This window comes from Mesobacterium pallidum (assembly GCF_019966535.1).
Lineage (GTDB): Bacteria > Pseudomonadota > Alphaproteobacteria > Rhodobacterales > Rhodobacteraceae > Mesobacterium > Mesobacterium pallidum.
Window position 1 is genome coordinate 173990 of record NZ_JAIMID010000011.1, and the last position, 12494, is coordinate 186483.

The window sequence follows — 12494 nt, forward strand, 5'->3', positions numbered from 1 at the left end:
AGAGAGAGAATGATCGGTTCTGATCTGAACATCATCCTGCCCGAGATCATCCTGTCGCTCTTTGCGATGGGGGCGCTGATCGGGGCAGTCTATTCCGGCAAGGACGCGCTGGCGCCGGTGCTGACCTGGGCCTCGGCCGCGGTCATGGCCGTGGTCGCCATCTGGATCGGCATCTCGGGCGAGGGCACGCAGACCGCCTTTGACGGGATGTTCAACGACGACGGCTTTGCCCGCTTTGCCAAGGTGGTCATCCTGCTTTCGGGCGCCGCGGTGCTGCTGATGAGCCAGGATTACATGGCGCGCCGCGGCCTCTTGCGGTTCGAATACCCGGTGCTGATCGTGCTGGCCTCGGTCGGCATGATGGTCATGGTCTCGGCCGGTGACCTGATCGCCCTCTACATGGGTCTCGAGCTGCAATCGCTGGCGCTTTACGTCGTCGCGTCGCTGCGCCGCGACTCTGTGCGCTCGACCGAAGCGGGCCTGAAGTACTTCATCCTCGGCGCGCTCAGCTCGGGCCTGCTGCTCTATGGCGCCTCGCTGGTCTACGGCTTCGCCGGCTCGACCACCTTCGACGGCATCATCGCCGCGGCGGGCGAAGAGGCATCGCTGGGCCTGCTCTTCGGTCTCGTGCTGGTGATCTGCGGCCTGGCGTTCAAGGTCTCGGCCGTGCCGTTCCACATGTGGACCCCGGACGTCTACGAAGGCTCACCCACGCCGGTCACCGCCTTCTTTGCCACCGCGCCGAAAGTGGCGGCCATGGGCCTTTTCGCCCGGGTGCTGCATGACGCCTTTGGCGGCGTGATCGCCGACTGGCAGCAGGTGCTGGCGATCCTGTCGCTGCTGTCGATGTTCCTTGGCGCCATCGCCGCCATCGGTCAGAACAACATCAAGCGCCTGATGGCCTATTCGTCGATCGCCCACATGGGCTACGCGCTGATGGGCCTTGCATCGGGCACGGTCTTCGGCGTGCAGGCGATGCTGATCTACATGGCGATCTACGTGACCATGAACGTCGGCACCTTTGCCTTCATCCTGTCGATGGAGAAGGACGGCACCCCGGTGACGAGCATCTCGGCGCTGAACAATTACTCCAAGAAAGAGCCGGGCAAGGCGCTGGCCGTGCTGGTTCTGATGTTCAGCCTGGCCGGTGTGCCGCCGCTGGTCGGCTTCTTCGGCAAGCTCTACGTGCTGCGCGCCGCCTACGAGGGCGGGCTGGCCTGGCTGGCCGTCGCGGGCGTGGTCGCATCCGTGATCGGGGCGTTCTACTACCTGCGGATCGTGTTCTACATGTACTTCGGCGAAGAGCGCGAAGATGCGCTGGACAAGACCCGGTCGCCGATTCTCTGGGGCATGTTGATGGCTTCGGCGCTGCTGATGGTCGTGGGGGTCGTGAACCTCTTTGGCATCGAGGGCGTGGCCCAGGCCGCGGCCGCCACGCTGGTGAACTGATCCGGCTTTTCAGAACATCTGCGCGGCTTTCGCGCAGGGAACACCTCGGCGGCGCCCACTGGGCGCCGTCTCGGTTTTCTTGCCTCCGGCGGGAGTTTATCGGCACAATGAAGCGGGATCTGGCGCGGTGACCTGGCCGGCGGGATATGGCCGGCGGGTGCTGGCCGAGGTGGACAGCACCAATGCCGAGGCCGCGCGCATCGCGGCGCAGCTGGCGGGGCCGGAATGGATCCTCGGGCTGCGCCAGACGGCCGGGCGCGGGCGCCGGGGGCGGCCCTGGGTCGACCCCGTGGGCAATTTCGCCGGCACTCTGGTCATGCGGCCGACCGAGGGGCCGGAGGTCGTGGCGCTGCGGTCCTTCGTGGCCGCGCTTGCGCTTTACGACGCGCTGGCGGGCCTGCCGGGGCTGGCGGGGCAGGTGACCCTGAAATGGCCGAACGACGTGTTGCTGGCGGGCGGTAAGGTCGCCGGCATCCTGCTGGAAAGCGCGGGCGGCCCGTCGGGCATGAGCTATCTCGCCATCGGGATCGGCGTGAACCTCGCCTCGGCCCCGGACGTGGCCGACCTGCCGGACGGCGCCGTCGCGCCGGTCTCGGTCGCCGGCCTGACGGGCCAGGTCGTCGGTCCCGAGGATTTCCTTAATCGTCTCGCCCCGGCCTATGCGGAATGGGAGAGCCGGTTCGCCACCTATGGCTTTGCCCCCATCCGCACGGCCTGGCTGGCCCGCGCGGCCCGGCTGGGAGAGCGGATCACCGCACGCACCGGACGCGAAACCCTCACGGGCCTCTTCGAGACGGTGGACGCGCAGGGCAACCTGTGTCTTAACACGGCCCAAGGGCGGCGGGCGATCCCCGCGGCCGACGTGTTCTTCGAAGGGGGCTGAGACATGCTGCTGTGCATCGACACCGGGAATACCAACACCGTGTTCTCGATCTGGGACGGGGAGGAGTTTCTCTGCACCCTGCGGACCTCGACGCACCATGCGCGCACGGCCGATGCCTATTTCACCTGGTTCTCGACGCTGGTCGACCATTACGGGATCAAGCCCGACATCACCGATGTCATCATCTCGAGCACGGTACCGCGCGTCGTCTTCAACCTGCGGGTCTTTGCCGACCGGTTCTTTGGCTGCCGCCCGATGGTGGTGGGCAAGCCGGACTGCCTGTTGCCGCATCCGCCGCGGGTCGATGCGGGCACGACCGTGGGTCCCGACCGGCTGGTGAACACCGCCGGTGCCTTCGACCGCCATGGCGGCGACATCATCGTGGTCGATTTCGGCACCGCGACTACCTTCGATGTGGTCGACCACGACGGGGCCTATGTCGGCGGGGTCATCGCGCCCGGCGTGAACCTCAGCCTCGAGGCGCTGCACATGGCCGCCGCCGCGCTGCCGCACGTGGATATTTCCAAGCCGGAGGCGGTCGTCGGCCGTAACACCATCGACTGCATGCAATCGGGGATTTTCTGGGGCTATGTCGGCCTGGTCAAAGAGATCTGCGCCCGCATCAAGGCCGAGCGCGACCGCAAGATGCAGATCATCGCGACCGGGGGTCTTGCGCCCCTCTTTCAACAAAGCGTCGAGCTGTTCGACGCCTTCGAGGACGATCTGACCATGCATGGTCTGACCGTCATCCACGCCTACAACAAGGAGCACGGGACACTTGGCTAAGGAGCGCTTGATCTACCTGCCACTCGGCGGCGCCGGCGAAATCGGCATGAACGCCTATGTCTACGGCTACGGCGCCCCCGGCAAGGAGCGGCTGATCCTGGTCGACCTCGGGGTCACTTTCCCCGACATGGACGGCTCGCCCGGGGTCGACCTGATCTTTCCCGACATCGCCTGGCTGCGCGAGAACCGCGACCGGCTCGAGGCGATCTTCATCACCCATGCGCACGAGGACCACGTGGGCGCCATCGGGCACCTTTGGGGCGACCTTGGCGCTCCGGTGCATGCGCGGGCCTTCACGGCCAACATCGCGCGCCGCAAGATGGACGAACGGGGCCATCCCGACCGCACCGTCCGCACGGCAAGCGCCTGGCCCGAGACGGTCAAGGCGGGGCCGTTCGAGGTTGGCTTCCTGCCGATCTCGCATTCGATCCCCGAAAGCTCGGCCCTGGTGATCGACACGCCCGTGGGGCGGCTGCTGCACACCGGCGATTTCAAGATCGACCCGACGCCGATCGTGGGCGAGGCGTTCGACCCCGAAGCGTTCAAGGCAGTGGCCAAGGACGGCGTCAAGGCGCTGATCTGCGATTCCACCAACGTCTTCTCGCCCCAGCCGGGGCGGTCCGAGGCGTCGATCGGCAGCGAGATCGAGGGGCTCATTGCCCGCGCGCCGGGCATGGTGGTGGCGACGACCTTTGCGTCCAACGTGGCGCGGGTCAAGACGCTGGCCGAGGCGGGCGTGCGCGCCGGCCGCTCGATCTGCCTGCTGGGGCGGGCGATGCGGCGCATGATCGAGGCTTCGGTCGAGACTGGCGTGCTGAAGGATTTCCCCAGCGTGATCGGGCCCGAGGATGCGCTGTCGCTGCCGCGCGAGAACGTCATGCTGATCGTGACCGGCAGCCAGGGCGAACGCCGGGCGGCCAGCGCGCAGCTGGCCAATGGCAAGTACAACGGGATCACGATGAAGGAAGGGGACATGTTCCTGTTCTCGTCCAAGACGATCCCGGGCAACGAACGCGGCGTGATCCGGATCATGAACCAGTATTCGGAAATGGGCGTGGACGTTGTCGATGACGATGGCGGCAAGTACCACGTCTCGGGCCACGCCAACCGGCCCGACCTCGAGACCATGCATGACCTCGTCAAGCCCGACATGCTGATCCCGATGCATGGCGAACACCGCCACCTGCGTGAACATGCGCGGCTGGGCGCGTCCAAGAACATCGCCTCGATGGTGGTGGTCAACGGGATGATGATGGACCTGACGGGCGATCAGCCGGTGGTGGCCGAGCATATCGAAACCGGGCGGGTATACCTCGACGGCACGGTGCAGATCGGCGCGCTGGACGGGATCGTGCGGGACCGGCTCCGCATGGCGCTGAACGGCCACGTGATGGTCAACGTGATCATCGACGAGGAGGGCGAGCCGCTGGGCGAGCCCTGGGTCGAGGTCATGGGCCTGGCCGAGACCGGCCGGTCGAACGCTCCGCTGATCGATGTGCTGGAAGAAGACCTGTCGCAATACATCGGCCGGGCGGGGGCCAAGACCCTGCGCGACGACGACAAGCTCGAGGAAGGCATCCGGCGGGCGGTGCGGCAGTCCAGCCTGGACGAGATCGGCAAGAAGCCGCAGGTCACGGTGGTGATCTCGCGCCTCGAGTGATCCCGCAACAGTCTTCTGTCGAAGAATGTTGCGGCGCCCGGACCGGGGCCGAAGCGAAGGGCCGTCCCATGGGGGCGGCCCTAAATACTTCGTCAGAAGAATTTAGGGCAGTGGCCGTGGACCTTTCCGTGCCGCGAGACGTTGACCTTGGAACGGCCCGATGGCCGCGACACAAGGAGGTCACCATGATCAAGAAGCACGCATCCGCCAACTGGAAGGGCAGCCTGACCGAGGGCACCGGCACCATCTCGACAGAATCCGGGGTGCTTGACGCTGCAAACTACGGCTTCAAGAAGCGGTTCGAGGGCGAGCCCGGCTCGAACCCCGAAGAACTGATCGGCGCCGCCCATGCGGCCTGTTTCTCGATGGCGCTGTCGATGATCCTGGGCCAAGGCGACATGGAAGCCGCCGACATCTCGACCAAGTCGACCATCTCTATGGACAAGGAAGGCGAGGGCTTCGCGATCAAGACAGCCCATCTGGACGTCACCATCGACTTGCCCGGCGGCGACAAGGCCGCGGTGCTCGAGGCGGCCGAGACGGCCAAGGCCAATTGCCCCGTGTCCAAGCTGCTGAACTGCGAGATCACGATGGAGGCGCGGGTCGCCTGAGGGGCCCGCACCAACCGAAACGACAAAGGCCGCGTCATGGGACGCGGCCTTTTTCATGTGAAGCAAACGGCTGTCAGCTGGTGCGGCGCTCGTCGAAGCTGAGGGCGATGAAGCCGGGCAGGTGATCGCCAAGGCCGACGACCTCCTTGTCAGATCCACGCCCGCGCGACCGGGGCGGTTCGCGGCGGTTGTCGCTCCGGGGCTCGGGCTTCGCATCGGCCCTGGGTTCGGGCTTCGCTTCGGTCCTCGGTTCGGGCTTGGCCTCGGGCGCGGCCTCCGCCTTGGGGGCGTCCTGCACCGGGGCGTCTGCCGCCTCGGCCTTGGCCGCGCCCGGTTCCTTCACGCTGTCCTTGCGGCTGCTGCTGCGGCTCCGGCTGCGTGCGGGTTTCTTCTCGGCCGGCTTGACCTCGTCCCCGTCGCTGTCGTCGCTCGCGGCGCCCTTCACCGGGCTCTCGAGGCGCGGGATCGGCTTCTGAAGCAGCGCCTCGACTGCATCGAAGTTCTTTTCATCGCGCGGCACGACGATGGTGATCGCCTTGCCTTCGCGCCCGGCCCGGCCCGTGCGGCCGATGCGGTGCACGTAATCCTCGGCGTGGCCGGGGACGTCGAAGTTGAACACATGGCTGACCGCAGGCACGTCGAGCCCGCGCGCCGCCACGTCCGATGCGATCAGCAGGCGGAGCGAGCCGTCGCGGAAGCCATCCAGCGTCCTGGTGCGCTGCGACTGGTCGAGATCCCCGTGGATCGGCGCAGCGTCATAGCCGTATTTCTTGAGGCTCTTGGCCACCACGTCCACGTCGACCTTGCGGTTGCAGAAGATGATCGCGTTGGTGCACTTGTCGCCCTCAGCATCGATCAGTTCGCGCAGTAGACGGCGCTTTTCGCTGGCCTCGCGGTCCTTCCGGCTGCCCTTGAAGAAGACGGCCGCCTGCTCGATCGTCTCGGAGGCGGTCGCCTGGCGGGCGACCTCGATCCGCGCGGGGCCGGACAGGAAGGTGTTGGTGATGCGTTCGATCTCGGGCGCCATCGTGGCCGAGAAGAACAGCGTCTGCCGGGTGAAGGGGGTCAGCGAGAAGATCTTCTCGATATCCGGGATGAAGCCCATGTCGAGCATCCGGTCGGCTTCGTCCACCACCATGATCTGCACGCCGGTCAGCAGCAGCTTGCCACGCTCGAAATGGTCGAGCAGCCGGCCGGGGGTGGCGATCAGCACGTCGACGCCCTTGTCGATCAGCGCGTCCTGTTCCTTGAACGAAACGCCGCCGATCAGCAGCGCCTTGGTCAGCTTCACGTGCTTGGCGTAGGTGTCGAAGTTCTCGGCCACCTGGGCCGCCAATTCGCGCGTGGGGCACAGCACCAGGCTGCGCGGCATGCGCGCGCGGGCGCGGCCGCGGGCCAGCATGGTGATCATGGGAAGGGTGAAGCTGGCGGTCTTGCCGGTGCCGGTCTGGGCGATGCCCAGGACGTCGCGTCCTTCGAGCGCGGGCGGGATCGCGCCCGCCTGGATCGGGGTCGGCGTTTCGTAGCCGGCCTCTTCGATGGCTTTAAGGACTTTGGGGTTCAGGTTCAGGTCTGAGAACTTTGTCATGAGTATCCGTACTTTACGGACACGATCATGGCCCGTAGCGTCGATGTGCCGGGCAGGCCCGGTCGGCCCCGTCAAGTGACGCTTGCGCCCCGCGCGCGACCCTTACACGGAATCCGCCGCACAGGTCAATGCAACAGGCGATTCCACAGGAAATGGCGGGTAGATGCAGGGCGACCGGCGCCTTTTCGGCAACATTCTGGCCGATGTCCGGGCTTGCGCAGGCGCGCCGCTGCGCCGGTGATCGCAGCGACGGAGCCCGACGTGGACATGACCGACCCGCCGCCGGTGCACACCGATTTCTCAGACGAACCGGCGCGGCTGGCAATGTTGGCGGGCCTTTGACCCCCGTCAGGTGCCCGGGAACTGCGCCAGCCGTTTCGCGTCGAGCCCGAGGTCGATGCGGCGCAGCAGTCCCTCGGCCTCGAGCCGCGCCTGCGTGTCGGGCGTGGCCAGGCACACCTCGTCGTAAAAGGCGCGCAGGCCGGCTTCGCCTTCGGTCTCCATCAGCCCGGTGAACAGCTCGTGCAGCGTCAGTCCGCCCTGGTTGCGCCAGACCGGCGCGCGCAGCTCGGCCCGGTAGGATCCCTTGTCGAGACGGTAGTCGAAGCGGCCTCGCCAGGCCTCCCAGCTTTCGGCATGCATGTGGCAAAGCGCCAGATCGCCCAGCTCGACCTGGCCCGGGTTTTCGTCGTCATCGAGATAGGCGTTGTGGATCTTGACCCGCATCCCGATCCCGGCGCGGAAAAACACCTTGCCCTGAACATGGCTCAGAAAGCCACCGGACAGGTGCTGCCCCCAGGTCGGATAGGCGCGGGCGGCGGCGGCCTGCCGCGCCTTCTGGTCGACGTGAAACCCCTTGAAACAGGTCGCGGGGGCGGTCGGATGGGCCGGGTCCTCGGCCAGCGCCTCGATCGGGCGGACGCGGGCGGCCAGGCAGGTGACGGGCACGGCGTCGAGCGCGGCCGAGACGTCGCCCACCAGGAACTCGTCCACGTCGATATGGATCAGCCAGTCGCATTCCGGGTTGCGGTTGCAGGCGTGACGCGCGTTCATCACCTGCCGCGCCTGGTGCTTGTCGGGGCGGCCCTTGCGCTTGGCCCACCATTCGGCGCCCGTTTCGACCACCTTCAGCTGCTTGTGCCCCTTGAGCGCCTTGGCGGTCACCGGATCGCCGTCATCGAGGTAGAGGTAGATGCGATGCGCCCCGGCGCTCAGGTGATGGGCGACGAAGTTCAGGATATCCCGCGTTGGCGCCTTTACGGTCGCGATGATCCCCCAGCTGGGCGGCTGGCCCGGGCCGGGGATGTCGGTGCTGTCGGGGTCGTATTCGGGAGCGTCCATCATCAGACCATGCCCGGCGCGGCGTGCACCCTCAAGGCCCCAGTTCGATGCGCCAGTCGGGCTGTTCGCCCAGCCAGTCGAACAGGTCGTCATAAGCCTGCCGGTTGGCGCGGGCCCAGGCCATCGCCGGTTCGATGTCGCGCAGGCTGTCGAGCATCGGGATCTCGACCCCGGCCGAGGCAAAGATGCCCTCGATCTTGTGGCTGTTGCCCCGGGTCGAGACAAAGGGCACCCGGGCCTTGCAGGCCGCGTAGACCGCGTGGTGGCGGCCCGTGATCAGCATCTCGTTGCGTTTCAGCAGCGTCACCATCTGGTTCCAACTCAGCTTGCGCATGTCGACGTAAGGCAGCTTGCGCAGGGGGCCGCCGTTCAGGATCACGAATGCGCCAAGGTCCTGCGAGTAGAAGTCGGTGAGCAGCACCTTGCCCTTGGGCGCAAAGGGCATGGGCACCGTCTTGACCGGGGCGGAGTAGGACAGGTCGGGGATGACCTGCGCCTCGATCCCGTGGTTCTCGCGCAGGTCGATCTGGCTGAGTTTCTCTCTCACGACGATCTGGTCGAGCCGTTTGAGAACGTGGTCGTAGGCGTTGGAATTCTGCTGCCAGAGCGTGTTGATCAGCAGGACCTTGCGGCCGCTGTCCAGCGCGCTTTCCATCAGCTTCATCTTGTTGACGAAGGCCGGGGTGTCGTGGTGCATCGACCCTTCGCCGTTGACCACAAGCACCTCGTACTCGTCGCCGTCCACCAGCACGCCGTGGCCCCGGATCTTGCGCTTGATGTAATCGGCGACGGCCGCTGATCCGCAATGGTACTTGGCGTGATCCCCGGCAAGCTTGAACCGCAGCGCCTTCATGGGGGCGGCCTGGGGCTGCTCTTGTCGGGGGGCGGCTGGCAGGGGGCGATCATTGGTCATTTCGGCCTCGGTCAGGCTGTCGAACAGGAGCTTCTCTCCGGTCCAGTTGTGCCGGAACGACGGAGAGGTCTTCCGGGCGAAATTGGCGGAGCTGCGGTTCTCTCCGATCTGATCGGTCAGGCCGAACCCGTAGAACGACAGGCCCGAAGCTCCGCCACGGGCCGAGAGCAGCGACAGGATGATCTGCAGGCCGGAACTGGACGGCGCACCCAGGGCCTCGATCAGCCGGGTCTCGTCGGCTTCGGGCACACGGGCCAGCTGGTACCCGTCGGCGATCAGCCCGTGCATCTGCGCAACGCTGGGGTTCTGCCGCATCATGTCGAGCCCGGTGACGATGGCGGCCTCAAGCGACGCCTCGGCCTTGCGGACAAGGCGGACGGTATCGGTGTTGCAGACGATGATCGAGGTGCGCGCGCCGTAATCGGCGCGGCTCGGCGCGGGTACACTGGCAAGGTTGAACCGGATTACGACATTATGGGCGTCGATTTCGGGCCCCTTGCCAAGCCCGCGCTCTTTCGGCGAATTGCCGACGACGGCCACGCTCAGGTGCGGGTCTGACAGGCGCTGCCAAAGGCTGTCCGATGCCGCGCGCAGGTGCTGGGCCACTGCGTCGGCGCGGCGAATGGCGGGCGTGTCGGCCCAGCCGTGCCGGATGGCCTGCGCGGCGATATCCGGCGCGCGGGCGATTTCGCGGCGGTTGCGCTTGTCTGACAGGATGCGCGCGATCTCGGGCGTGTCCTCTTGGCGGTTCAGCAGGATCCCGGCCCCGCCGACCTTGAAGGCGCGGGCGGCCTTCCAGTGAAACGCCCGCGACCGGGTCAGCGCGCGGATCAGCCTGTCACGCGCCCGGTCATCGAAGGCGCCCGCGATCTCGAGCATCCGGTAGGCGCGCAGGGCGGCGGTCGGGCCCAGCCCGGCCGCAAGGTAGCCGGGCAGCGCGCCGATCTGGTCCGGGCCGAACAACCCGTACTTCCACCATTGGACGACCAGCCCCTCGCGCGCCGCGCGCCGCCGGTCCGGATCCAGCGCACGCCAGGGGCGCTCGGCCTCGGCAAAGCGGCCCTGCGCGGCCATCCAGTTGGTCGAGACGGTGAGGAACCGCAGCGCCTGCTGGGTGGCCATGGGGACATGGGTCCGGGCCACGGCCACGCATCCGTCCTGCGCGGATTGCACGTCGCCCGCCGCCGTCACCTGTTGCGCTTGCCGCTTGACAGACGGCGCGCCGATCAGGGCGCGGGCAACATGGATCCGCGGCCGGGGTGTCATCTCAGACCATCATTTCCTTGGTCGCCGACAGGGTCACGTCCGGGTAGTCCCGCTCGATCCGGTCGATGTCCCATTGCAGGCGCGTGAGATACACGATGTCGCCGTCATGGTCGTGGCTGATGTGCTGCTTGTTGACGGTGCAGAACTTGTCCACGGCCGCTTTCGGCCCCGTGACCCATCTCGCGCTCGTGAACTGCGACGGCTCGAAGCGGACGGGCAGGCCGTATTCCAGCTCGATCCGGCTGGCCAGCACCTCGAATTGCAGCGCGCCCACGACGCCGACGATGAAGCCCGAGCCGAAGGCGGGCTTGAAGACCTTGGCCGCGCCTTCCTCGGCGAACTGCATCAGCGCCTTTTCCAGATGCTTGGCCTTCATCGGATCGCCCGCACGGCAGTTCTGCAAGAGCTCCGGCGCGAAGGAGGGGATCCCGCTGGCGCGCAGTTGCTCGCCCTCGGTCAGCGTGTCGCCGATGCGCAGCTGGCCATGGTTCGGGATGCCGATGATGTCTCCGGCCCAGGCCTCCTCGGCCAGTTCGCGGTCCGAGGCGAGGAAGAGCACGGGGTTCGTCACCGCCATCTGTTTCTTGGACCGGACGTGCAGCAGCTTCATGCCGCGCTCGAAGTGACCCGAGGCCAGGCGAACAAAGGCGACCCGGTCGCGATGCTTGGGATCCATGTTCGCCTGGACCTTGAAGACAAAGCCGGAAACCTTTGTTTCCTCGGGAGAAATCTGCCGAGGCTCGGCGCGCTGCGGCTGCGGCTCGGGCCCGTAGGTGGCGATGCCGTCCATCAGTTCCTTGACGCCGAAGGAGTTGATCGCCGAGCCGAACCAGATCGGGGTCATGTGCCCTTCGAGCACCGATTGCGGGTCGAGCGTCGGCAAGAGCTCGCGCGCCATCTCGACCTCTTCCTTCAACTGCTCGAGCAGCCGGGCGGGCACATGTTCGGCCAGTTTCGGATCGTCGAGGCCGTTGATCTCGATAGACTCCGCCACGCGGTTGCGGTCCGCCTTGTCGATCAGCTCGAGCCGGTCGCGCAAGAGGTCATAGCAGCCGATGAAATCCTGCCCCATGCCGATGGGCCAGCTGGCGGGCGTCACGTCGATGGCCAGGTTTTCCTGGATCTCGTCGATGATGTCGAAGGTGTCGCGGCTTTCGCGGTCCATCTTGTTGCAGAAGGTCAGGATCGGCAGGTCGCGCAACCGGCAGACCTCGAACAGCTTGCGGGTCTGGCTTTCCACACCCTTGGCGCCGTCGATCACCATGACCGCCGCGTCCACGGCTGTGAGCGTGCGGTAGGTGTCCTCGGAAAAGTCGCTGTGGCCGGGCGTATCGACGAGGTTGAACCGGAAGCTCTTGTAATCGAAGGACATCGCCGAGGCGGAGACCGAGATCCCCCGGTCCTTCTCCATCTGCATGAAGTCCGACCGCGTGCGCCGCGCCTCGCCCTTGGCGCGGACCTGTCCGGCCATCTGGATCGCCCCGCCGAAGAGCAGGAACTTTTCAGTCAGCGTGGTCTTGCCGGCGTCGGGGTGCGAGATGATCGCAAAGGTCCGGCGGCGGGCGATTTCGGGCGGAAGGGAGGGGCGATTGTCCAGCATGAGCGGCGTATAGGGCGCGGCCGGTTTCTTGGCAAGATCGTGGGACGGGGCGGCGCTATTTCAGCAGCTTGGGGAGGTACTCGATCCATTTGGCAAGCCAGGCCAGTTCGCCGGGCTGTATGCCGGCCAGTTGGTTCACTTTTCAGAAATCGCGAGAGCCACGGGCAGGCGAAGCTGTCCCATTTCCCAGATTGTCACGTTTCTTTTTTCCATCCCCTTACTGCAGGATAAGCCACCATCCACAGTGAAAAGGCAAACAACATCCAAACAAGCATATCGGACGCATCCGGAATCCCCACGAATATCAGGAGAATTAGGGTCAGGACTCATAGCCAGTAGATGACGATTGCGGCGAGGGCGATGGCTGAGAGGAAGACCTTCGGGCATCTGTCGTATC

At 66.3% G+C, this 12494-nt stretch carries 10 protein-coding genes; 5 read left to right on the plus strand and 5 right to left on the minus strand.

The genetic code is table 11. The features are described from left to right. Nucleotides 1–9: 9 nt before the first annotated feature. The 5 genes from nuoN (at nt 10) to MF270_RS16965 (ending at nt 5389) form a co-directional block, all read left to right on the plus strand. A complete protein-coding gene (gene nuoN / locus MF270_RS16945; protein WP_238367097.1) occupies nt 10–1449 on the plus strand; it encodes an NADH-quinone oxidoreductase subunit NuoN in 1440 nt (479 codons plus the stop codon). A 127-nt stretch (nt 1450–1576) separates the two neighbouring features. Further along, nucleotides 1577–2332 carry a biotin--[acetyl-CoA-carboxylase] ligase gene (locus MF270_RS16950; RefSeq protein ID WP_238367098.1) on the plus strand — a complete coding sequence of 252 codons (756 nt, stop codon included), beginning with the start codon at nt 1577–1579 and terminating at the stop codon, nt 2330–2332. Nucleotides 2333–2335: 3 nt separating this feature from the next. After that, nucleotides 2336–3118: a type III pantothenate kinase gene (locus MF270_RS16955; RefSeq protein WP_238367099.1), complete on the plus strand. Its 783-nt coding sequence runs from the start codon at nt 2336–2338 to the stop codon at nt 3116–3118. Beyond that, complete coding sequence (locus MF270_RS16960; RefSeq protein WP_238367100.1) at nt 3111–4778, plus strand: ribonuclease J; 1668 nt, start codon at nt 3111–3113, stop codon at nt 4776–4778. The genes MF270_RS16955 and MF270_RS16960 overlap by 8 nt, the downstream gene beginning before the upstream one ends. Nucleotides 4779–4963: 185 nt before the next feature. Continuing rightward, the gene (locus tag MF270_RS16965; RefSeq protein WP_238367101.1) at nt 4964–5389 is read left to right on the plus strand and encodes an OsmC family protein; all 426 of its coding nucleotides are present in this window, start codon (nt 4964–4966) and stop codon (nt 5387–5389) included. A 73-nt stretch (nt 5390–5462) separates the two neighbouring features. Here MF270_RS16965 and MF270_RS16970 read toward each other — a convergent pair whose 3' ends face one another. The 5 genes from MF270_RS16970 to MF270_RS16990 form a co-directional block, all read right to left on the minus strand. Beyond that, nucleotides 5463–6977: a DEAD/DEAH box helicase gene (locus MF270_RS16970; RefSeq protein WP_238367102.1), complete on the minus strand. Its 1515-nt coding sequence runs from the start codon at nt 6975–6977 to the stop codon at nt 5463–5465. A 348-nt stretch (nt 6978–7325) separates the two neighbouring features. After that, nucleotides 7326–8318, minus strand: a complete 993-nt coding sequence (locus MF270_RS16975; RefSeq protein WP_238367103.1) for a glycosyltransferase family 2 protein — start codon at nt 8316–8318, stop codon at nt 7326–7328. A 31-nt stretch (nt 8319–8349) separates the two neighbouring features. Next, nucleotides 8350–10497 (minus strand): glycosyltransferase family 29 protein, encoded by a 2148-nt coding sequence (locus tag MF270_RS16980; RefSeq protein ID WP_238367104.1) that lies wholly within the window; start codon nt 10495–10497, stop codon nt 8350–8352. Nucleotide 10498: 1 nt separating this feature from the next. Continuing rightward, nucleotides 10499–12097, minus strand: a complete 1599-nt coding sequence (locus tag MF270_RS16985; RefSeq protein WP_238367105.1) for a peptide chain release factor 3 — start codon at nt 12095–12097, stop codon at nt 10499–10501. Between the two features lie 135 nt (nt 12098–12232). Continuing rightward, nucleotides 12233–12494 (minus strand): hypothetical protein (locus MF270_RS16990; protein ID WP_238367106.1); only part of this gene is annotated, 262 nt, incomplete at its 5' end.